The sequence below is a fragment of the Streptomyces sp. 35G-GA-8 genome (genome assembly GCF_023534745.1).
Taxonomy (GTDB): domain Bacteria; phylum Actinomycetota; class Actinomycetes; order Streptomycetales; family Streptomycetaceae; genus Streptomyces.
Genome location: NZ_JAMHJQ010000014.1, coordinates 230904 through 251624, shown reverse-complemented (window position 1 = coordinate 251624; position 20721 = coordinate 230904). Strand labels below are relative to the sequence as shown.

Genomic DNA, 20721 nt, shown 5'->3' with positions numbered 1-20721 from the left:
TACTCACCCTCTCGGGCTTTCCTCCGGGCTTTTCCCTTCGGTCTTGCGTTTCCGACTCTATCAGACTCTTTCGTGTCCGATTCCCCGTCGGAGCGGGGCTGCCTTCCAGTTCTTCGCTTTCGCGTTTCCCTTTCCGGCGATTCCGACTCTATCAGATCCTTTCGGGCCTGATTCCCAGTCAGAGTGGGCTGCCATCCCGGCCGTTGGGCCGTTCGGACGAGTGAGACTTTAGCGGAATCTGCTGCTCCGACGCTAATCGGGGCCGCATCCCTATCGAACGCGGATTCCTCATTCGCAAAAGCTCACGCAAAACAATGCGACACCAGCGGTCGCTCGCTTGTAGTGGGTCCTGCGGAATGACTGTCCGGGGACCGGCCTGGACCGGTGCTCACGTCGGACAGCTCGGAGAACATTACGGATCTGTGTTTGGCCTGTCAACTTGGGGGGTTGGCCGCTACTCTGAGGGCCATGACAACGCACACGTGCAACCTTCAGTGGTGGGCCGCCTGACGGCGGCCGCCCACACACGTGTGCACTCAACGGCCGCCGCTTCGGCGGCCGTTCGCGTTACTCCCCTCGGGTAGCCGGCCGCTGAGAGACGGCGGCTCCGATCCGGAGGGTGATGAGAGAGATGACGCGGATCTTCAGCGGGGTCAAGCCGACGGGGCATCTGACGCTCGGCAACTACCTCGGGGCCGTACGCGGCTGGGTCGAAGTCGATCAGCACCGGGCCGACGCGCTGTTCAGCGTGGTGGATCTGCACGCGCTGACCGTCGAACACGATCCCGCCCGCGTGCGCAGACTCAGCCGGCAGGCCGCGACGCTGCTGCTGGCGGCGGGGCTGGATCCCGACCTGTGCGTCGTGTTCGTACAGAGCCATGTGGACGAACACGTGCGGCTCTCGTATCTGCTGGAGTGCACCGCCACCGACGGGGAGCTGCGGCGCATGATCCAGTACAAGGAGAAGAGCGCCCGCGCGCTGACATCCGGGGAGAGCGTGCGGTTCTCGCTGTTGTCGTATCCGGCGCTGATGGCCGCGGACATCCTGGCCTACCGCACGGATGAGGTGCCGGTGGGCGATGACCAGACGCAGCATGTGGAGCTGACCCGGGATCTCGCGGTGCGGTTCAACCAGCGGTACGGGCATACGTTCGCCATTCCGAAGGCGACCCGGCCGCCGGTGGCCGCGCGGGTCATGGATCTCCAGGATCCGACGTCGAAGATGGGCAAGTCGCATGAGTCCGGCGCCGGGATCGTCTATCTCCTGGACGATGCCGATGTGGCCCGTAAGAAGATCATGCGTGCCGTCACCGACAGCGGGCAGGAGGTCGAGTACGACCCGGAGACCAAGCCGGGCGTGGCCAATCTGCTGGAGATCCTCGCGGCATGCGGTGGCGGAAGCCCGGACGAGCTGGCCGGTGCGTATGACTCGTACGGCGCGCTCAAGAAGGACACGGCGGAGGCGGTGGTCGAGCTGCTGCGTCCGCTGCGCGAGCGGCACGCGGAGCTGGCCGCGGATCCCGGTTATGTGGACGGCGTGCTCAAGGAGGGAGCCGGGCGGGCCAGGGCGATGGCCCGCCCGGTGGTCGACGCCGCCTATCGGGCCATCGGGCTGCTGCCCGCCGGCTGAATGAGATCCGCTGAGTGAGATCCGCTGAGCAGCAGCCGCGTCCCGCCGGGGTGTCAGCCGTTCCCGGTGGCCAGGGCGCGGCTGCGGTCGCGGGCCGCCTCGATCGCGGCGATCAGGGCGGCCCGTACACCGTGGTTCTCCAGCTCCCGGATGGCGCTGATGGTGGTGCCCGCCGGGGAGGTCACGGCCTCGCGGAGCTTCACGGGGTGTTCGCCGCTGTCGCGCAGCATGACGGCGGCGCCGATGGCGGCCTGGACGATCAGTTCATGGGCCTGGGCGCGGGGCAGGCCGAGGAGGATGCCGGCGTCGGTCATCGCCTCGACGAGGAAGTAGAAGTACGCCGGGCCCGAGCCGGAGAGGGCGGTGGCCGCGTCCTGCTGGGACTCGGGGACGCGGAGGGTCTTGCCGACGCCGCCGAAGATCTCTTCGGCGTGGGCGAGGTGGACGGCGAGGGCATGGCTGCCCGCGGAGATGACGGACATGCCCTCGTCCACCAGCACGGGGGTGTTGGGCATGACGCGTACGACGGGAGTGCCCGCGGTCAGGCGCTCCTCGATGAACGCGGTGGTGATACCGGCGGCGGCGCTGATGATCAGGCGGTCGGCGGTGACGTGCGGGGCGAGTTCGTCGAGCAGCTTGCCCATGTCCTGCGGCTTGACGGCGAGGATGAGGATGTCGGCGCGCTTGGCGGCGTCCGCGTTGGTGACGGTCTCGACGCCGTACCGGTTGCGCAGCTCCTCCGCCCGGTCGGCGCGGCGCGTGGTGGCCAGCAGGTCGGCGGGCCGCCAGCCTGCCCGGATCATGCCGCTGAGCAGGGCCTCGCCGATCTTTCCGGTACCGAGGACTGCGACTGTCTGGGGCATTGCGGGGTCACCTCGCCGGTGGGGATGTGTGCTGTTTTCCTTGGTGTTTCCTTGTTGCTGTCCTTCCTGATCCATCCTCGCACCGGGGCCGGGAGGCGCGCGGGAAGTGTCCGAGGAGCGGTACGGCGAAGGTCGGCGGGGCGCGGGTCGGCGGGGTGGCGGCGGGCGGCCTGTCCGTTACGCCGTACGGCGGCGCAGGGTCGCGGCGCCCAGGGCGAGTACGAGCGCGGCGCAGCCGGCGACGATCACGGCGTCGCGGACGAAGTCGCCGGTGATGTCCGTATGGCGCAGGACCTCGTTCATGCCGTCGACGGCGTAGGACATCGGCAGGACGTTGGAGATCGCCTCCAGGACGGGCTGCATGTTCGGGCGCGGGGTGAAGAGGCCGCAGAGAAGCAGTTGCGGAAAGATCACCGCGGGCATGAACTGCACCGCCTGGAACTCGGACGCGGCGAAGGCGGAGACGAAGAGGCCGAGTGCCGTGCCGAGCAGGGCGTCGAGGAGTGCGACCAGCAGGAGCAGCCAGGCGGATCCCACCACTTCGAGGCCGAGGGCCCAGACCGCGAGGCCGGTGGCGAGGACGGACTGGACGATGGCGAGCAGGCCGAAGGCGAGGGCGTATCCGGCGATCAGGTCGGCCTTGCCCAGGGGCATGGCGAGCAGCCGTTCCAGGGTGCCCGAGGTGCGTTCGCGCAGGGTGGCGATCGAGGTCACCAGGAACATCGTGATCAGCGGGAAGATGCCGAGCAGCGAGGCTCCGATGGCGTCGAAGGTGCGCGGGCTCCCGTCGAACACGTAGCGGAGCAGGAAGAGCATCACGCACGGGACGAGGATCATCAGCGCGATCGAGCGCGGGTCGTGGCTCAGCTGGCGCAGCACGCGGGCGGCGGTGGCCAGGGTGCGGGCGGCGGACATCGGTGCCGCCGCGGTGGTGCGTGACGGAGGCGTCGCGCCGGGGACCGCCTTGGCACCGGGGGTCGTCAGCGTACCGGGGGTCGCGGGGGTCGTGTGGGTCATCGGGCGCTCTCCTGGAGTGCGTTGGCCTCGTCGACCAGGTGGAGGAAGGCCGCTTCCACGGTCTCCGCGTGGGTACGGGCGCGCAGCGCGTCCGGGGTGTCGTCGGCGAGGATCTCGCCGTCGCGCATGAGGAGGAGGCGGTGGCAGCGTTCGGCCTCGTCCATGACGTGGGAGGAGGCGGTGGCAGCGTTCGGCCTCGTCCATGACGTGGGAGGAGACCAGGATCGTCGCGTCGCGCTCGGCGGCGATGCGGTGGAAGAGGTCCCACAGATCGCGGCGCAGTACGGGGTCGAGGCCGACGGTCGGTTCGTCGAGGACGAGCAGTTCGGGGGTGCCGAGCAGGGCGACGGCGAGGGAGACCCGGCTGCGCTGGCCGCCGGAGAGTCTGCCCGCGAGTGAGTCGGCGTGGGAGGCGAGGTCGACATCGTCGATGGCCCGGAGGACCGTTGCGCGGCGGGCGTCGCGGCGGGACCGTCCCGGGTCGAGCACGGCGGCGAAGTAGTCGAGATTCTGACGGACCGTCAGATCGTCGTAGACGGACGGCGCCTGGGTGACATAGCCGATCCTGGCGCGCAGCGCCCCGTCGCCCGCGGGCAGGCCGAGGACGTCCAGGGCGCCGGTGACCTTGGCCTGGGTGCCGACGATGGCGCGCATCAGGGTCGACTTGCCGCAGCCGGACGGGCCGAGCAGGCCGGTGATCCGGCCCGGCGACACGGTGAAGTCGAGGCCGCGCAGGACCGTGCGGTCGCCTCGCCGGACGGTGAGACCGCGGGCGCGGATGGCACCCTCATTGAAATTCATCATGTGATGAATAATGGGCACGGCCGATGCGCTCGTCAAGCGCGGACGGCGACCGTCAAGCGCGACGGGCGACCGTCAGCTCGACGGCATATGCCTCCTCGACGGTCCCGTCCGGGAAGAGCCCGAGCAGTTCCGTCCGCTCGTCCGCGAGGAAGTCGGCCGCGGCCTGTTCGCCGCGCATACGGAAGACGGAGTGGCTGCCGAGATTGGCGAGGTGGGTGTCGAGGGGGACGCGGCGGGTCCAGGTGATACGGCGCTCCGCGCGCTCCATGGCGGCCGGCAGATTCCGCGCGCGGCCGGAGGCGCTGTGGGCGCCGTGGTGCACATCGCCGGCCCAGTGCCGGATCCGTTCGGCCTGGGCCGCGATCCAGGGCACGTCGCCGTCCGAGATGTTCCACCAGAGGGCCAGCGCGCCACCGGGCCGCAGGACGCGCAGGGCCTCGGGCACGGAGCGTGCCGGGTCGGTCCAGTGCCAGGACTGGGCGTAGGTGATGAGGTCGGCGCGGCCGTCGGCGAGGGGCAGCGCGTCACCGAGGCCCCGGACGAGCGGAACACCGGGGGCGGCGCGGTGCAGCCGGGCCGCCATCTCCGGTCCGGGCTCGACGGCGGTGACCAGGGCGCCGCGTGCGCGCAGCAGGCGCGTGGCGATACCGGTGCCCGCGCCCACGTCGATGACGCGGGAGCCGCTGAGCGGGCGGCCGGTCAGCTCCTCGACGGCGTCGAAGAGGGCGGGCGGATAGCCGGGGCGGGCCTCGTCGTACTGGTCGGCCACGGCGTCGAAGGAGAGGGCGCGTTCGCGTTCGGTCATGCGCCCATCCTGGCGGCGGCCGGGCACGCCGGGACAGCACCTACGCGCGCTTGGGCTTCCTGCCCTTGCCGCCGCCGCGGGCGGCCGGGTTGCCGGTGCGGGCGCTGCGTCGGCGCTCGTACTGGACGAGGGCCGTCTCGTACTCCACGCGGCGCAGCCCCTCGCCCGGGGCCTCGACGAGTGAGCGCAGGAAGTACGCCACCAGCGAGCCGATGAAACCGATCGTCTTGACGCTGCGCAGCGCCTCCTCGCGGGCCGGATCGGCCGGGCGGCGCTGGAAACCGTCCCAGGTCCTGCGGAACGCGATGGCGCCGGACACCGAGAAGACCGCGATCACGAGCACCCCGACGAACGCGCCCACGTCCGCGATCTCCAGACCCTGGTACGCGAAACGCAGCACGAGGCAGGCGGCGACGGTGGTGACGAGGGAACCCACGGCGACCACGACGCGGCGCAGTGCGTAGCCGCCGTCGTGGCCGACCCAGGTCGTACCGAAGAAACGGATGGCCTCGGGCTCGGGGCCGCCGTGACCGTGCTGCTCGGGGCGTACGGACTGTGCGGGCCCCACGGGCTTGACGTGGTCCACGTGGTCCACGGGGTCTACGGGGGTACCGGGGGCTACGGGGTGCTCGCTCACGCGGCGATTATCCCCGGCGCGCGTCACCGGGCCCCGTCGGCCCGGCACACCCCGGAACGCCCGGCGCCCCCGCACGCCCGGTCAGGCGCAGCGTTCCGCCACATAGCCGTTGCTGCCCGTGTAGACATACGCGTCCGAGACGAACTGTCCGTTGGCGATGTTGTCCCACAGGTTCGTCGTCCCGTACGGGCCGGAGACCCACTCGCCCGGCTTCTGGCAGTTGATCGGGACGCTCGCGCCGTACGGGAGCACCTTGACGAGCCGGTAGCTCGTGCCGGGACCGCTGCGGACGTTCACGCGGTAGTCCGGGTGGACCGCGTACCGCTTCGCCGCCATCGTCTCCACGGCCACCGCCGTCTCGGCGAGCCGCGGTTCGGCCGCCGCCTCCCCCGCACCCCCTACGACATCGCCCCCGGCAATCCCCACGCCGCTCTCAACCTCTTCGACCGCCATTCGGTCCTCCCCCATTGAAGGTGCGTATCTCTGCGCCGCGCAGGCTAGCAACCCATGGCTTGATAGCACGCATCATCGACTAGGCTCCGTGCGTCGCGCTTGCGCACGAATACACGGGGGTGGGCGATGCCACCACTGCGCAACACCGGGTCGGCCCCGGAAGCGGAGCGTCCGGATTACGCCGGTCGCTATCTGCTCGAAGCAGCCCTGGGATCGGGCGGAATGGGCGTGGTCCATCTGGCCACCTCCGCCTCCGGGCTGCGTCTCGCCGTCAAAGTCATCCATACCAACCATGCGTCGGATCCCGAGTTCAGAGCCCGGTTCCGGCAGGAGGTGGCCGCCGCCCGCCGGGTGAGCGGCGCCTTCACCGCGCCTGTCGTGGACGCCGATCCGGAGGCCGAACGGCCCTGGATGGCCACCCTGTTCATCGATGGTCCGACCCTCTCCGAGCGGGTGAAGCGGAACGGTCCGCTGGACGCCGAGGAGTTGACCAGGCTCGGCGCGGGGCTGGCCGAGGGGCTGCGCGACATCCATCGGGCCGGTGTGGTGCACCGCGATCTCAAGCCGAGCAATGTCCTGTTGGCGTCGGACGGGCCCAAGGTCATCGACTTCGGTATCTCGCGCCCGACGGACAGTGATCTGCGGACCGAGACGGGCAAGCTCATCGGCACCCCGCCGTTCATGGCGCCCGAGCAGTTCCAGCGACCGCGTGAAGTCGGCCCCGCCGCCGATGTGTTCGCCATGGGCGCGGTACTGGTCCACGCGGCGACCGGGCGCGGGCCGTTCGACTCCGACAGCCCGTACATCGTCGCGTACCAAGTCGTCCACAACGAGCCGGACTTGGCGGGGGTCCCGGAGCAGCTGCTGCCGCTGATCACCCGGTGTCTGGCGAAGGATCCGGCCGACCGGCCGACCCCGGACGAGATGATGGCCACGCTGCGGCCGTCGTCGGCGCCGGGCGCGGACGGGCGGCGCGGCGCGCGGGTGTCGTCGTCCGGGGCGAGTGCGCTGCGGACGAGTGGGCTCCGGGCGAGTCCGCTCGTACCGGCGCAGCGCGTTCCCGACCGCGCCGAGAACGCGGATCCGGACCCCGCCACCCATGCCCGTCCCGCCGGGTCCCGCACGCGACATCTCCGGATCAGGCCCGCGGAACGCGCGGAGGGCGCGGAGGGCGCGGAGAGTGCGGCCGGCACGGAGCCTCACGGCGCCGAACCGGAGAGCGGCCGGCCCGCGGCCCGCCCCCGTCGGCGGATCAGACGCTGGGCGGCGATCGGTGTGGTGCTGGCGGCCGCCGCGGCGGCGGCCGGTTTCGCCGGTGCCCGCGCCTCGATGGACGACGGCGCCGCCGATCCCGCGCGGCCGGCGGAGGCGAAAGGGCCCGGCGGGACGTTCCAGCCCTGGCACATCAAGCTGCCCGACACCGGCGGCGGGAATCACATCCCCGTCTGCTCGGCCGCCGAGGCGGCCGTCTACTGCACGGCTCCCGGCATCAAAGCGGCCAGACTCGATCCCGCGGACGGCCGACTCGACTGGTCCGTCAAGGGCGACAAGACCGCCGCGGAGGCCGACGCGGGCGCCGCACCGGTTCTCTCGGGCGGGCTGCTGCATGTCATCAGCCCCGGCGGGGCGCGGCTGGAGGCGCTCGATCCGGGCTCGGGCGGCAGGCGCTGGTCCACGCCTCTCTCCTCGTACGCCTCCGTCCGTCATGTCGGTGACACGGTGCTGCTCGTGGGCTACGACGGACGGGTGCGGTCCCTGGACAGCGCGACCGGCGACGAGCGCTGGAGCCGGCAGCGCGGCGGGACGGGCACCGTCTGGACGGCGCCGACGAACGGTACCGGCGGCGACGGCGCGCTGTTCGCCGCGACTCCGTCGTCCGACGGCCGGGCCACCGACGTGAGCTCCATCGATCCGGCCGACGGCGCCGTGCGCTGGGAGAAGCGGCTGACGGGAAGCCTGATCCCGGCGGGTGCCTCGGACGACGCGCTGTTCCTGCTCTCCGAGGACGCCGACGGCTATACGAACGAGGTCGTACGGGTCGACGCGTCGACCCGTACCGTACGGCGCGTCCCGCTGGCCACGCCGGTCGACCAGGCACAGGCCACCGTGGCCGGTGACACGGTCTATGTCATCGGGTACACGGGTTCGCTGCTCGCCGTCGACACCACCGGATCCGGCGGAGCGGGCGCGGCGGGCGGAGGCGGGAGCGCCGGCCTGCGCTGGCGGCTGGAGACGTCGGTCACCCGGGCGTCAGAGCCCACCGCCGCCGGGAACCGCGTCTATCTGAGCGCGGGCGACGGGCGGCTGCTCGCCGTGGACGCCGAGCGTGGCGTCCTGCTCGGGCAGACGAAGCCCCGGATGGACGACGGGCCCCACACGCTCGTGGCCACACTGCCCGCGCCCGTCACCGAGCCCGGCGCCGTCTTCGCCACCGCGCCCGACGGATCCGTCTTCGCGGTGGACAGCCGGCAGCCGGACCGGTGGTGAAAACATCTGTCGGCGATGTCGAGAACCCGATCCCGGCTCCGTCCCCGAGGTGAACGCGACCACAATGGGTCGCACCAGCACCGAGGAGAACCACCATGGCCAAGTACTTGCTGCTCAAGCACTACCGCGGCGCTCCGGCCGCGGTGAACGACGTACCCATGGACCGGTGGACGCCGCAGGAGATCTCGGCCCATGTGAAGTACATGCAGGACTTCGCGGACCGGCTGGAGGGGACCGGCGAGTTCGTCGACGGTCAGGCGCTCGCCCCCGAGGGGACGTTCGTCCGCTACGACGGCGAGGGGCGCCCGCCGGTCACCGACGGCCCGTTCGCCGAGACCAAGGACCTCATCGCCGGCTGGATGGTGATCGACGTCGACAGCTACGAGCGCGCCGTCGAGCTGGCCGGGGAGCTGTCCGCCGCCCCCGGCGCGGGCGGGCAGCCGATCCACGAGTGGCTTGAGCTGCGCCCGTTCCTGACCGAGCCGCCCACCATCACGGAGTGATCTCCCAGTGAACGAGGCCCTGCTCCGGAGCCTCACGCCGAGCGTGCTCGGGATCCTCGTCCGCCGCGGAGCCGACTTCGCGGCGGCCGAGGACGCCGTCCAGGACGCGCTGGTCGAGGCGGTCCGCGTCTGGCCGGCCGGTCAGCCGCGGGATCCGAAGGGCTGGCTGGTCACCGTGGCCTGGCGGCGCTTCCTCGACGCGACCCGCGCGGACACCGCCCGCCGCCGCCGTGAGGACCTGGTCGACGAGCAGCCGGCGCCAGGACCCGCGCCCGCCGTGGACGACACGCTCCAGCTCTATTTCCTGTGCGCCCATCCGTCGCTGACGCCGTCGTCCGCGGTCGCGCTCACGCTGCGCGCCGTCGGCGGGCTGACCACCCGCCAGATCGCCGGGGCCTACCTGGTGCCCGAGGCGACCATGGCGCAGCGCATCAGCCGGGCCAAGCGGACCGTCTCCGGCGTACGGTTCGACCGGCCCGGCGATGTCTCCACCGTGCTGCGCGTCCTCTACCTGGTGTTCAACGAGGGCTACTCCGGCGATGTCGACCTCGCCGCCGAGGCCATCCGGCTCACCCGGCAGCTCGCGGCCGCCATCGACCACCCCGAGGTGGCGGGGCTGCTCGCCCTCATGCTGCTCCACCACGCCCGGCGGGCGGCCAGGACCGCGCCCGACGGGGCCCTGGTGCCCCTCGCCGAGCAGGACCGCGGCCGGTGGGACACCACGTCGATCGCCGAGGGCATCGGGATCTTGCAGGCGGCCCTCGCCCGGGACCGGCTGGGTGAGTTCCAGGCGCAGGCCGCCATCGCGGCGCTCCACGCCGACGCGCCCACCGCCGAGGAGACCGACTGGGTGCAGATCGTCGAGTGGTACGACGAACTCGCGCGCCTGACCGACAGCCCGGTCGTCCGGCTCAACCGCGCCGTGGCCGTCGGCGAGGCGGACGGACCGCGCGCCGGTCTTGCCGCGCTCGCGGCGCTGGACGACTCACTGCCCCGCCACACCGCGGTGGCGGCGTATCTCCACGAACGCGACGGCGACCCGGCGACGGCGGCACGGCTGTACGCCGAGGCCGCCCGGAAGGCACCGAATCTCGCCGAGCGCGACCATCTGACGCGCCAGGCGGCCCGGCTCAACGCCCGCGGAGGCGCACGGCCGGGTACGTAGCACGGCCGTGCGCCACCTGAATCCGCCAGCCAGTCAGTACGTACCGGGCAGCGGTACGCACCGAGGCCGTCAGCCCAGGCGCGTGACGTCCCGGACCGCGCCCTTGTCCGCGCTCGTCGCCATCGCCGCGTACGCGCGCAGCGCCACCGAGACCTTGCGCTCGCGGGCGGCGGGGGCGTACACGCCGTTCAGCGCCGCACGGCGGGTGGCCAGTTCGTCGTCGGCGACGAGGAGTTCGATCGTACGGTTCGGGATGTCGATCCGGATCCGGTCGCCGTCGTGGACGAGCGCGATCGTGCCGCCCGAGGCCGCCTCCGGGGAGGCATGACCGATCGACAGGCCCGACGTACCGCCGGAGAAGCGGCCGTCGGTGATCAGCGCGCAGGACTTGCCGAGGCCCCGGCCCTTCAGATACGAGGTCGGGTAAAGCATCTCCTGCATACCGGGGCCACCGCGCGGGCCCTCGTAGCGGATCACGATGACATCGCCCTCGGCGATCTCCTTGCGGAGGATCTTCTCGACGGCGTCCTCCTGCGATTCGCAGACGACGGCGGGTCCCTCGAACGTCCAGATCGACTCGTCGACGCCGGCCGTCTTCACCACACAGCCGTCGACGGCGAGGTTGCCCTTCAGTACCGCCAGGCCGCCGTCCTTCGAGTACGCGTGGGCGACGTCCCGGACACAGCCGCCCGCGGCGTCGGTGTCGAGGGTGTCCCAGCGCTCGGACTGGGAGAAGGCCTCGGCGGAGCGGACACAGCCGGGCGCCGCGTGCCACAGCTCGACCGCCTCGTCGGACGGTGAGCCGCCGCGGACGTCCCAGGTCTCCAGCCAGTCCTTGATGCTCGGCGAGTGGACGGTGTGCACGTCCTCGTTGAGCAGACCGCCGCGGTACAGCTCGCCCAGGATGGCGGGGATGCCGCCGGCCCGGTGGACGTCCTCCATGTAGTACGTGCCGCCGGGGGCCACGTTGGGTGCGACCTTGGCCAGGCAGGGCACCCGGCGCGAGACCGCGTCGATGTCGGCGAGGTCGTAGTCCAGCTCGGCCTCCTGGGCGGCGGCGAGCAGATGGAGGATGGTGTTCGTGGAGCCGCCCATGGCGATGTCGAGGGCCATGGCGTTGTCGAAGGCCGCCCGGGTGGCGATGGAGCGCGGCAGGACCGACTCGTCGTCCTGCTCGTAGTGGCGCTTGGTGATCTCGACGACCGTGCGGCCCGCGTTCTCGTACAACGCCCTGCGCGCCGTGTGCGTGGCCAGCACCGAGCCGTTGCCCGGCAGGGAGAGGCCGATGGCCTCGGTCAGGCAGTTCATCGAGTTGGCGGTGAACATGCCGGAACAGGAACCGCAGGTCGGGCAGGCGTTCTCCTCGATACGGAGGATGTCCTCGTCCGAGACGTTCTCGTTGACCGCGTCCGAGATCGCGTTGATCAGATCGAGCTTGCGGACCGTGCCGTCCACCAGGGTCGCCTTGCCGGCCTCCATGGGGCCGCCGGAGACGAAGACCGTGGGGATGTTGAGGCGCATCGCGGCCATCAGCATGCCCGGGGTGATCTTGTCGCAGTTGGAGATGCAGATCAGCGCGTCCGCGCAGTGCGCCTCGACCATGTACTCGACGGAGTCGGCGATCAGATCGCGGGACGGGAGGGAGTAGAGCATCCCGCCGTGGCCCATCGCGATGCCGTCGTCGACGGCGATGGTGTTGAACTCGCGCGGCACGGCGCCCGCGGCCTTGATCGCCTCGGAGACGATCCGGCCGACCGGCGCGAGGTGGGTGTGGCCGGGCACGAACTCGGTGAAGGAGTTGGCCACCGCGACAATCGGCTTGCCGATGTCCTCGCTCGCTACGCCCGATGCCCGCATCAGGGCGCGTGCGCCCGCCATATTGCGGCCGTGGGTGACAGTGCGGGACCTCAGCTCGGGCATCGTCGCTCGCTCCTTCGGCAGATCCGTCAGCCGGTCTTCGGCAGAAATGACTTCTTCGAGCGTACGCCCCGGATCCAAGATCTGGACAGCACGTCCGGCATGCGGAACGGCTGTTCAGCTTTCGGTCGGTCGTCCGGCCTCGGGCCTGGGGTCCCGGTCGCCAGAGCCTCGGTCGTCAGGCTTCGGTCGTCAGGCCTCGGTGAGATAGCGCTGAATCGTGGGCGCCACCATCGCGATGATCTCCTCGGTGTCCGCCGACGCCAGTGGCTCCGCCCTGATCACATAGCGGAGCAGGGCGATCCCGATCATGTGCGACGCGGCCAGCTCGGCGCGGAACGTGGGATCCGGTACGTCCAGTTCCTCCGCGATCCGCTCCAGCAGCCGCCGCAGGACGAACGTACGCAGCACCTTCGCCGCGGCCTCGTGCGTCAGCGCGGAGCGGATGATCGCCAGCAGCGGGGCCCGGGTCACCGGGTTCTCCCAGACGCCGAGGAAGAAGCGGGCGAGCCGCTCGCCGATGCCGTCCGTGCCGCCGTCCAGCAGCGCGGGCAGCACCAGGGCCGGTTCGAAGGAGACCTCGATGGCCGCCGCGAAGACCTCGTCCTTCGTGCCGAAGTAGTGGTGGACGAGTGCCGCGTCGACCCCCGCCGCCTTGGCGATGCCCCGGATGGAGGTCTTGTCGTACCCGCGCTCGGCGAACTCCGCGCGGGCGGCGTCGAGGATCTTCTGCTGGGCGCTGGGGCCGGTGTCGGCCGCCTCGCGGGTGGGGCGGCCACGGCGGCGCGGAGCCGTACCGTTCATGACGGGCGCGCTCCCGAGGAGCCGGTACGGGGCGACCGCGTCGCCGGGGACTGCTCCGGCCGTGTCCCCGCGGACGGCGCGGCCGAAGGGGCCGACGCGGGCGAGGAGGACGGCGAGGGCCCCGAGGACGGCGCCGGTGCGGAGGACGGCGCGGCCAGATGCCGCCGGGCGAACGCCAGCGCCTCTGCCAGATCGGCCTCGCGCTCCGCGGCCGACATCGCGCGCCGCGTGTTCACCTCGATCACGACCTGCCCGTCGAATCCGTTGCCCGCCAGCCCCGCCAGCAGTTCGGCACACGGCTGCGTGCCCCGGCCGGGCACCAGATGCTCGTCCTTGGCCGACCCGTTGCCGTCCGCGAGATGGACATGACCCAGCCGGTCGCCCATCCGGCCGATCATGGCCATGGCGTCCGTACGGGCGGTCGCGGTGTGCGAGAGATCGACGGTGAAGTGCCGGTAGTCGTACTTGGTCACGTCCCAGTCGGGCGCGTAGGCGAGCATTTCCCGGTCGCGGTAGCGCCACGGGTACATGTTCTCGACGGCGAACCGTACGTCCGTCTCCTCGGCCATCCGCCATATGCCGGTGACGAAGTCACGCGCGTACTGCCGCTGCCAGCGGAACGGCGGATGCACGACCACGGTGGAGGCGCCGAGGGTCTCGGCCGCCGCGCGCGCCCGCTGGAGCTTCACCCAGGGATCCGTGGACCACACGCGCTGGGTGATGAGCAGGCAGGGCGCGTGTACGGCGAGTACGGGCACCTCGTGATAGTCGGAGAGCCGGCGCAGCGCCTCGATGTCCTGGCTGACGGGATCGGTCCAGACCATGACCTCGACGCCGTCGTATCCCAGACGTGCGGCGATCTCGAAGGCCGTCGCCGTGGACTCCGGATAGACCGAAGCCGTCGAGAGCGCGACCTTCGCATCCGGGATGCGCACCACAGGTTCTGCCACGGAGACAGGGTACGGGCACCCTCTACGTGGTCGGGAGTTGATCGAGCCGCCGCAGGATGATGCCCTCGCGCAGCGCCCAGGGGCAGATCTCCACGCTCTCGACCCCGAACAGGTCCATCGCGCCCTCCGCGACCAGCGCTCCCGCCAGCAGCTGGGACGAGCGGCCGTCGGAGACGCCGGGGAGCGCGGCGCGCTGGAGCGCGCTCATCGTGGCCAGCTTGGGCACCCACTCCTCCAGTGACGTACGACTCAGTTCGCGCTGTACGTACAGCCCATCGGCGGAGCGCGCGGCCCCGGCGATCCTGGCCAGCTGGCGGAAGGTCTTGGACGTGGCCACGACATGGTCCGGGCTGCCGAACCGCGAGAACTCCCCGACCGTGCGGGCGATCCGCGCCCGTACGTGCCGGCGCAGCGCCTTCACGTCGATGGGGTCGGGCGGATCGCCGGGCAGCCAGCCCGCGGTCAGCCGGCCCGCGCCCAGAGGCAGGGAGACGGCGGCGTCCGGCTCCTCGTCGATCCCGTACGCGATCTCCAGCGAGCCGCCGCCGATGTCCAGGACGAGGAGCTTCCCGGCGGACCAGCCGAACCAGCGGCGGGCCGCGAGGAAGGTGAGCCGGGCCTCCTCCTCGCCCGTGAGGACCTCCAGATCGATGCCGGTCTCGCTCTTGACGCGCCCGAGGACCTGCTCGGCGTTGCTGGCCTCGCGCACGGCGGAGGTCGCGAAGGGCAGGACGTCCTCGCAGCCCTTGTCCTCGGCGGCCTGGAGCGCGTCGGCGATCGTCGAGACGAGCCGGTCGACACCGTCGGGCCCGATCGCGCCGCTCTCGTCGAGCAGTTCGGCGAGCCGTAGCTCCGCCTTGTAGGAATGCGCGGGCAGCGGGCGGGCGCCGCGGTGGGCGTCCACCGCGAGCAGGTGAACCGTGTTCGAACCGACGTCGAGGACTCCGAGTCTCATGAACGGAACGCTACTGCGACCGCGCGCATACGCTGGACCTGTGCCGAAGACGAAAAAGGCGAAGCCGGGCAAAGCCAAGGGCCCGAAGAAGCAGCACCAGCAGGAGGAGGCGATCAGCACCTCCTCGCGCGCTCCCCGGAGTGCGGGGGACATCCGTGACGACCGGGATGTCCCGGACGAGAAGGGGCTGGACTTCGCCCGTGCCTGGGCCGAATTCCCCGATCCCGCCGACGACGAGCAGGTCTTCCGCTGCGATCTGACCTGGCTCACCTCGCGGTGGAGCTGCGTGTTCGGCAGCGGCTGCCAGGGCATCCAGGCGGGCCGCGCCGACGACGGCTGCTGCACGCTGGGCGCGCACTTCTCCGACGAGGACGACGAGAAGCGCGTCGCCGGTCATGTGGCACGCCTCACGCCGGATCTCTGGCAGTTCCACGAGGAGGGCACGACCACCGGCTGGACACAGACGGACGACGACGGCGAGCGTCAGACCCGCCGCTGGCAGGGCTCCTGCATCTTCCAGAACCGTCCGGGCTTCGCGGGCGGCGCCGGGTGCTCGCTGCACATCCTGGCCCTGCGCGAGGGGCGCGAGCCACTGGAGACGAAGCCGGACGTCTGCTGGCAGCTGCCGGTCCGGCGGACGTACGACTGGATCGAGCGGCCCGACGACACGCGCGTGCTCCAGGTGTCCATCGGTGAGTACGACCGGCGCGGCTGGGGGCCCGGCGGCCACGATCTGCACTGGTGGTGCACGTCGGCGACCTCGGCGCACGGTGCGGGCGAACCGGTGTACAAGACGTACCGGCCCGAGCTGACCGAGCTGATGGGCAAGGAGGGCTACGACCGGCTGGCCGAGCTGTGCGAGCGGCGCCTGGCGAGCGAGCTTCCGCTGGTGGCGCCGCATCCGGCGGACCCGCCGCGGCGCTCGGACAGGCCCTAGCCCTAGCCTCCCTGGGTACTCATGTCCGGGGAACCCGAGCCCGGAGCCGAGGGGTCCGGGGCCGAGGGGTCCGGGGGCGGGTCGGACTGCTGGGGGCCGCCGGGGACGGGCCCGCCCGTGCCGGGATCGGACGGACCGGGATCGGACGGACTGGTCGGATCCGGGGACCCCGCCCCCGGGCCCGGCGGGTGGGACGAACCCGGCGGGTCGGCAGGGCCGGGCCGCGTCGGGCCGCCGGTGCCGGGATCCGCGGGGTTTCCCGGCTGCCCGGGGTGTCCCGGGTGCGCGGGATGCCCGGGTCGGCCCGTGTGTCCCGCGTGTCCCGAGGACGGCGGTCTGGAGCCGTAGCCGTAGATCTTCACCACGGATCCCGCCGGATAGATCGCCACCCGCGCGCTCCAGGGTCCCGACGGTTCGCGCCGGTGGTCCACGAAGACCTGGACCGTGAAGGACTCACCGGGCGCGAGCGTGCCGTAGTGGCGGCTCAGCCGGAGCCAGGGGGCCTTGGTCCCCGCCGTCCAGGAGACCGGGGCGCCGCCCGACGCCCTGAGCGTGACCATCGTCGTGTCGCCGTGGGGCCGCGCCTCCACCGAGAGCCTGCCGATGGTCGGCTGTCCCGCGGGGGGCGGCGGTACGGGCCGGCCGTCGCTGATGACCTCGACCGAGACGCCGGGCGCGTTGCCCTCCCCGCCCGGGCCGCGGCCGGGGCCATGACCGGCGCCCGACCCGTCCCGGGCGCTGCCCGCGTTCTCGTAGTGCTCGCGCTTGTGGTGCTCGCGCGGCTCCTCGTCCATCCCGGGCGGGCCCTCCGTCGCGCCCGCGCTGACCGAGGAGCCTTCGCGGCCGTCCCCCGTCTCCGCCGCGCCGCGGTACGCCGCCCAGAGGGCGAGTACGGGCGCGGCGACGACGGTCGCCACGACGGTGGTGGTCACGGCCCGCGCCCGCAGCCGTTCACGGCGGGCGGCCCGGTCCTTGGGGTCCATGGGGAAGCCGCCGCGTCCGAAGCGCGGCGCCGCGGCCCGCGCCCGGGGGGCCCGTTCCATCGCCGCGTACGTGGCCTCCCTCGGTGCCGTGACGATCGGCAGCACGGCGGGCGGGACGGCGGACCGGGCCGACGGCGGACCGGAGGGCGCTGCCGCCGGGGCGGGCCGCGCGGCGGCGCCGTCCGGGAGTTTCTGAAGGGGGCAGAGGCGCGACCCGGGCCACGGTCCTGCCGCCTCGGCGCGCTCGGCCGCGCGCCGGCAGCGCGGGCAGTCGTCGACATGCCGGACCAGTTCGCGCCGGAGGGCGGCGGAGAGCAGCACCTGATGGTCGCCGGTGAGCCGGGCGACGGAGGGGCAGTCGCCGGTGTCGACGACGGCGAGCGCGGCGCGGGTGCGCTCCACCTCGCAGGCGGCGGAGGCGAGCAGTTCACGGGCCGCCGCCGGTTCCATGGACAGCACGGCGGCGACCTCCGTCGGGCCCAGCTGGTGGCGTACGGCCAGCTCCAGGATCTCGCGCTGCTCGGGGGTCGTACCCGCGGCCTCCGGCCAGGCCAGCAGGGCGAGTTCACGTCGCCGGCGCTCGGCGGTCTCCGGCGCGAGCGCCTGCGTCGGCGCGGGCTCCGGCTCGCGCTGGGCCGAATGCGCCCCCAGCCTGCTGCGGCGCTGCTCGGTGAGTCTGCGCAGACAGGACCAGCGGGCGAGCGCGTACAGCCACGCCTTGCGCTCCCCGTCGCCGGAGGGGCAACGGCCGTACTGCCGCTCGGAGATGGACAGCACCTCGCCGAGCACCTCCGTCGCGACGTCGTGGTCGCACAGCACGGAGAGGCAGTAGGTGAACAGACCGTCGAGATACCGCTCATAACGCGCGGCCTGGCGGCGCGGCAGCGGTTGGGGCGCACGACGGGGCGCGCGGTGTGCGCCGGTGGTGTGCGTGGAGGTGTCGGGGCTGCTGCTCATCACCCGGCGACGTTAGACAGAGAGACCCACACCCTTCACACCTCTTGAGCACAATTAATCCTTACGGGTGAAGGTATCCCTCAAAAGGGGACAGGAATCGCACGTTCCGAGGGGTTCCGCGCCCCCTCGTCCCGCCTTCTCCCCTCGCGCGCCGGGGCCGTGCCCTCTCCCTGGTCGGCGCTGTCGGTGCGCCCCTATACGGTGACGCCATGGCTGCCCGTACGAAAACCGCCAAGGACAGGCCTTCCTACCGCTGCACCGAGTGCGGTTGGACGACCGCCAAATGGCTCGGCCGCTGCCCCGAATGCCAGGCATGGGGCACGGTCGAGGAGTACGGCGCGCCCGCGGTACGGACCACGGCGGCGGGCCGGGTCTCCACCGCCGCGCTGCCGATCGGCCAGATCGACGCCCGTACCGCCACCGCACGCTCCACGGGCGTGGACGAGCTGGACCGGGTGCTCGGCGGCGGGCTGGTGCCGGGCGCCGTCGTGCTGGTCGCGGGCGAGCCGGGCGTGGGCAAGTCGACGCTGCTGCTCGATGTCGCGGCGAAGTCGGCCAGTGACGAGCACCGCACGCTCTATGTGACGGGCGAGGAGTCGACCAGCCAGGTGCGGCTGCGCGCCGACCGGATCAAGGCCATCGACGACCATCTGTATCTGGCCGCGGAGACGGATCTGTCCGCCGTTCTCGGCCATCTCGACGCGGTCAAGCCATCGCTGCTGATCATGGACTCCGTCCAGACCGTGGCCTCGCCCGAGATCGAGGGCGCGCCGGGTGGCATGGCCCAGGTCCGTGAGGTCGCGGGCGCGCTCATCCGGGCCTCCAAGGAGCGCGGTATGGCGACGCTCCTGGTGGGTCATGTCACCAAGGACGGCGCGATCGCGGGGCCGCGGCTGCTCGAACATCTTGTGGACGTCGTGCTGTCGTTCGAGGGCGACCGGCACGCCAGGCTGCGGCTCGTCCGTGGGATCAAGAACCGCTACGGGACGACCGACGAGGTCGGCTGTTTCGAGCTGCACGACGAGGGGATCACCGGCCTCGCCGACCCGTCCGGGCTGTTCCTCACCCGGCGCGACGAGCCCGTGCCCGGCACCTGCCTGACCGTCACCCTGGAGGGGCGCCGGCCGCTCGTCGCGGAGGTACAGGCGCTGACGGTCGACTCACAGATCCCCTCGCCCCGGCGCACCACCTCAGGACTGGAGACCTCCCGGGTCTCGATGATGCTCGCCGTGCTGGAGCAGCGCGGCCGGATCAGCGCGCTCGGCAAGCGCGACATCTACAGCGCGACGGTCGGAGGGGTGAAGCTCACGGAGCCCGCCGCCGATCTCGCGATCGCCCTGGCGCTGGCGTCCGCGGCCAGCGACACCCCCCTGCCGAAGAACCTGGTCGCGATCGGTGAGGTCGGGCTCGCGGGCGAGGTCAGAAGGGTTACGGGCGTCCAGCGCCGGCTGGCCGAGGCCCACCGTCTCGGCTTCACACAGGCGCTTGTTCCTACCGATCCGGGGAAGATCCCGGCCGGTATGAAGGTCACGGAAGTCGCCGACATGGGTGATGCTCTCAGGGTGCTGCCGCGCCGCGGTCGCGCGGACGCCCCACGGGAAGACAACGCTCGCCGGTAGACTTTGCCCTGGTCTCGCCCATCCGTACGAGCCGGAGGAGTGCAGTGGCAGCCAACGACCGGGCATCAGCGCCCGGAAAGTCCGGCGCGGGCTCCGGCAACGAAGCGCTGATGCGCGCCTCCCTGAGCGCTGTCGCGCCGGGCATGGCGCTGCGCGACGGCCTGGAGCGGATCCTGCGCGGCAACACCGGAGGTCTGATCGTCCTGGGCATGGACAAGACCGTCGAGTCGATGTGCACGGGCGGTTTCGTGCTGGACGTGGAGTTCACCGCGACCCGCCTGCGCGAGCTGTGCAAACTCGACGGCGCGCTCATCCTGGACAAGGACATCACCAAGATCCTGCGGGCCGGCGTGCAGCTGGTCCCGGAGTCGTCCATCCCCACGGAGGAGACGGGCACCCGGCACCGCACGGCGGACCGGGTGTCCAAGCAGTGCGGCTTCCCGGTCGTCTCCGTATCGCAGTCGATGCGGCTGATCGCGCTGTATGTGAACGGGGAGCGCCGGGTCCTGGAGGAGTCGGCGGCGATCCTGTCGCGGGCGAACCAGGCGCTGGCGACCCTGGAGCGGTACAAGCTCCGTCTCGATGAGGTCGCGGGCACGCTCTCCGCGCTGGAGATCGAGGACCTGGTGACGGTCCGGGATGTGACGGCCGTCGCCCAGCGGCTTGAGATGGTGCGCAGGATCGCCACGGAGATCGCCGAGTACGTGGTCGAGCTGGGCACGGACGGCCGGCTTCTCTCGCTCCAGCTGGACGAGTTGATCGCGGGCGTGGAGCCGGAACGGGATCTGGTCGCGCGGGACTATGTCCCCGAGCCGACCGCGAAGCGCTCCCGTACGGTCGACGAGGCGCTCGGCGAGCTGGACTCGCTGACCCATCCCGAGCTGCTCGAACTGCCCATCGTGGCAAGGGCGCTGGGCTACAGCGGCGCGCCCGAGACGCTCGACTCCGCGGTCTCGCCGCGTGGTTACCGGCTGCTGGCCAAGGTGCCGCGGCTGCCGGGCGCCATCATCGAGCGGCTTGTCGAGCACTTCGGCGGGCTCCAGAAGCTGCTCGCGGCGAGCGTCGACGATCTGCAGACGGTGGACGGTGTCGGCGAGGCGCGGGCGCGCAGCGTGCGCGAGGGGCTGTCGCGGCTGGCGGAGTCCTCGATCCTGGAGCGCTACGTCTAGCGCCCCGCCCATGGCGGTGTACGCACATGACGGCGGCGCCCCGACCCTCACCCGGGTCGGGGCGCC

General features: G+C 71.9%; 17 protein-coding genes and 1 pseudogene. 7 read left to right on the top strand and 11 right to left on the bottom strand.

Annotated elements, in window-relative coordinates; genetic code table 11:
• The first annotated feature begins 631 nt into the window (after window positions 1–631).
• Window positions 632–1630, top strand: a complete 999-nt coding sequence (gene trpS / locus M1203_RS29850; RefSeq protein WP_249952939.1) for a tryptophan--tRNA ligase — start codon at window positions 632–634, stop codon at window positions 1628–1630.
• 53 nt (window positions 1631–1683) lie between these two features.
• Here trpS and proC read toward each other — a convergent pair whose 3' ends face one another.
• From proC to M1203_RS29820, 6 genes and pseudogenes are all read right to left on the bottom strand, one after another.
• Window positions 1684–2493, bottom strand: a complete 810-nt coding sequence (proC, locus tag M1203_RS29845; protein WP_249952919.1) for a pyrroline-5-carboxylate reductase — start codon at window positions 2491–2493, stop codon at window positions 1684–1686.
• A gap of 177 nt (window positions 2494–2670) precedes the next feature.
• On the bottom strand, window positions 2671–3408 hold the full coding sequence (locus M1203_RS29840) for an ABC transporter permease (protein ID WP_249952938.1): 738 nt from the start codon (window positions 3406–3408) through the stop codon (window positions 2671–2673).
• Window positions 3409–3506: 98 nt separating this feature from the next.
• Window positions 3507–4314 (bottom strand): annotated as a pseudogene (locus tag M1203_RS29835) (ABC transporter ATP-binding protein).
• A gap of 52 nt (window positions 4315–4366) precedes the next feature.
• On the bottom strand, window positions 4367–5119 hold the full coding sequence (locus tag M1203_RS29830) for a class I SAM-dependent methyltransferase (protein WP_249952918.1): 753 nt from the start codon (window positions 5117–5119) through the stop codon (window positions 4367–4369).
• Window positions 5120–5159: 40 nt separating this feature from the next.
• Complete coding sequence (locus M1203_RS29825; protein WP_374404318.1) at window positions 5160–5756, bottom strand: hypothetical protein; 597 nt, start codon at window positions 5754–5756, stop codon at window positions 5160–5162.
• A gap of 81 nt (window positions 5757–5837) precedes the next feature.
• Window positions 5838–6209 carry a hypothetical protein gene (locus tag M1203_RS29820; RefSeq protein WP_374404329.1) on the bottom strand — a complete coding sequence of 124 codons (372 nt, stop codon included), beginning with the start codon at window positions 6207–6209 and terminating at the stop codon, window positions 5838–5840.
• Window positions 6210–6335: 126 nt separating this feature from the next.
• Between M1203_RS29820 and M1203_RS29815 the strand changes: the two genes are divergently transcribed.
• The 3 genes from M1203_RS29815 to M1203_RS29805 all read left to right on the top strand — a co-directional run bounded on the left by M1203_RS29815 (window position 6336) and on the right by M1203_RS29805 (window position 10364).
• Complete coding sequence (locus M1203_RS29815) at window positions 6336–8696, top strand: serine/threonine-protein kinase (protein ID WP_249952916.1); 2361 nt, start codon at window positions 6336–6338, stop codon at window positions 8694–8696.
• A gap of 95 nt (window positions 8697–8791) precedes the next feature.
• Window positions 8792–9199 (top strand): YciI family protein, encoded by a 408-nt coding sequence (locus M1203_RS29810; protein ID WP_249952915.1) that lies wholly within the window; start codon window positions 8792–8794, stop codon window positions 9197–9199.
• A 7-nt stretch (window positions 9200–9206) separates the two neighbouring features.
• Entirely contained in the window at window positions 9207–10364 is a 1158-nt protein-coding gene (locus tag M1203_RS29805) for an RNA polymerase sigma factor (protein ID WP_249952914.1), read from the top strand.
• A 69-nt stretch (window positions 10365–10433) separates the two neighbouring features.
• On the opposite strand, the gene ilvD is transcribed toward M1203_RS29805, so the two are convergent.
• From ilvD to M1203_RS29785, 4 genes are all read right to left on the bottom strand, one after another.
• Window positions 10434–12284 (bottom strand): dihydroxy-acid dehydratase, encoded by a 1851-nt coding sequence (gene ilvD, locus M1203_RS29800; protein ID WP_249952913.1) that lies wholly within the window; start codon window positions 12282–12284, stop codon window positions 10434–10436.
• A gap of 189 nt (window positions 12285–12473) precedes the next feature.
• Window positions 12474–13085 carry a TetR family transcriptional regulator gene (locus M1203_RS29795; protein WP_249952912.1) on the bottom strand — a complete coding sequence of 204 codons (612 nt, stop codon included), beginning with the start codon at window positions 13083–13085 and terminating at the stop codon, window positions 12474–12476.
• Window positions 13082–14035 carry a sugar phosphate isomerase/epimerase gene (locus M1203_RS29790; RefSeq protein ID WP_249952911.1) on the bottom strand — a complete coding sequence of 318 codons (954 nt, stop codon included), beginning with the start codon at window positions 14033–14035 and terminating at the stop codon, window positions 13082–13084. The genes M1203_RS29795 and M1203_RS29790 overlap by 4 nt, the downstream gene beginning before the upstream one ends.
• Before the next feature lie 22 nt (window positions 14036–14057).
• Window positions 14058–14990 (bottom strand): Ppx/GppA phosphatase family protein, encoded by a 933-nt coding sequence (locus M1203_RS29785; protein WP_249952910.1) that lies wholly within the window; start codon window positions 14988–14990, stop codon window positions 14058–14060.
• Between the two features lie 112 nt (window positions 14991–15102).
• On the opposite strand from M1203_RS29785, the gene M1203_RS29780 reads away from it, so the two are divergent.
• A complete protein-coding gene (locus tag M1203_RS29780; protein ID WP_374404327.1) occupies window positions 15103–15927 on the top strand; it encodes a hypothetical protein in 825 nt (274 codons plus the stop codon).
• A gap of 2 nt (window positions 15928–15929) precedes the next feature.
• Here the strand turns inward: M1203_RS29780 and M1203_RS29775 are convergent, their stop codons facing one another.
• Window positions 15930–17867 carry an RNA polymerase sigma factor gene (locus M1203_RS29775; RefSeq protein ID WP_249952908.1) on the bottom strand — a complete coding sequence of 646 codons (1938 nt, stop codon included), beginning with the start codon at window positions 17865–17867 and terminating at the stop codon, window positions 15930–15932.
• Between the two features lie 209 nt (window positions 17868–18076).
• On the opposite strand from M1203_RS29775, the gene radA reads away from it, so the two are divergent.
• Together radA and disA are read left to right on the top strand one after the other, a co-directional pair.
• A complete protein-coding gene (gene radA / locus M1203_RS29770; protein WP_249952907.1) occupies window positions 18077–19486 on the top strand; it encodes a DNA repair protein RadA in 1410 nt (469 codons plus the stop codon).
• A 44-nt stretch (window positions 19487–19530) separates the two neighbouring features.
• Window positions 19531–20655, top strand: a complete 1125-nt coding sequence (disA, locus tag M1203_RS29765) for a DNA integrity scanning diadenylate cyclase DisA (RefSeq protein ID WP_030354428.1) — start codon at window positions 19531–19533, stop codon at window positions 20653–20655.
• Window positions 20656–20721 lie beyond the last annotated feature (66 nt).

What these genes read in the sequence shown, in the direction of transcription:
- proC (WP_249952919.1), bottom strand. Translation starts at nt 2,493, where the DNA reads ATGCCCCAGACAGTCGCAGTCCTCGGTACCGGAAAGATCGGCGAGGCC.
- M1203_RS29820 (WP_374404329.1), bottom strand. Translation starts at nt 6,209, where the DNA reads ATGGCGGTCGAAGAGGTTGAGAGCGGCGTGGGGATTGCCGGGGGCGAT.
- M1203_RS29785 (WP_249952910.1), bottom strand. Translation starts at nt 14,990, where the DNA reads ATGAGACTCGGAGTCCTCGACGTCGGTTCGAACACGGTTCACCTGCTC.
- M1203_RS29810 (WP_249952915.1), top strand. Translation starts at nt 8,792, where the DNA reads ATGGCCAAGTACTTGCTGCTCAAGCACTACCGCGGCGCTCCGGCCGCG.
- trpS (WP_249952939.1), top strand. Translation starts at nt 632, where the DNA reads ATGACGCGGATCTTCAGCGGGGTCAAGCCGACGGGGCATCTGACGCTC.
- radA (WP_249952907.1), top strand. Translation starts at nt 18,077, where the DNA reads ATGGCTGCCCGTACGAAAACCGCCAAGGACAGGCCTTCCTACCGCTGC.
- M1203_RS29815 (WP_249952916.1), top strand. Translation starts at nt 6,336, where the DNA reads ATGCCACCACTGCGCAACACCGGGTCGGCCCCGGAAGCGGAGCGTCCG.
- M1203_RS29775 (WP_249952908.1), bottom strand. Translation starts at nt 17,867, where the DNA reads ATGAGCAGCAGCCCCGACACCTCCACGCACACCACCGGCGCACACCGC.
- ilvD (WP_249952913.1), bottom strand. Translation starts at nt 12,284, where the DNA reads ATGCCCGAGCTGAGGTCCCGCACTGTCACCCACGGCCGCAATATGGCG.
- M1203_RS29795 (WP_249952912.1), bottom strand. Translation starts at nt 13,085, where the DNA reads ATGAACGGTACGGCTCCGCGCCGCCGTGGCCGCCCCACCCGCGAGGCG.
- M1203_RS29840 (WP_249952938.1), bottom strand. Translation starts at nt 3,408, where the DNA reads ATGTCCGCCGCCCGCACCCTGGCCACCGCCGCCCGCGTGCTGCGCCAG.
- M1203_RS29830 (WP_249952918.1), bottom strand. Translation starts at nt 5,119, where the DNA reads ATGACCGAACGCGAACGCGCCCTCTCCTTCGACGCCGTGGCCGACCAG.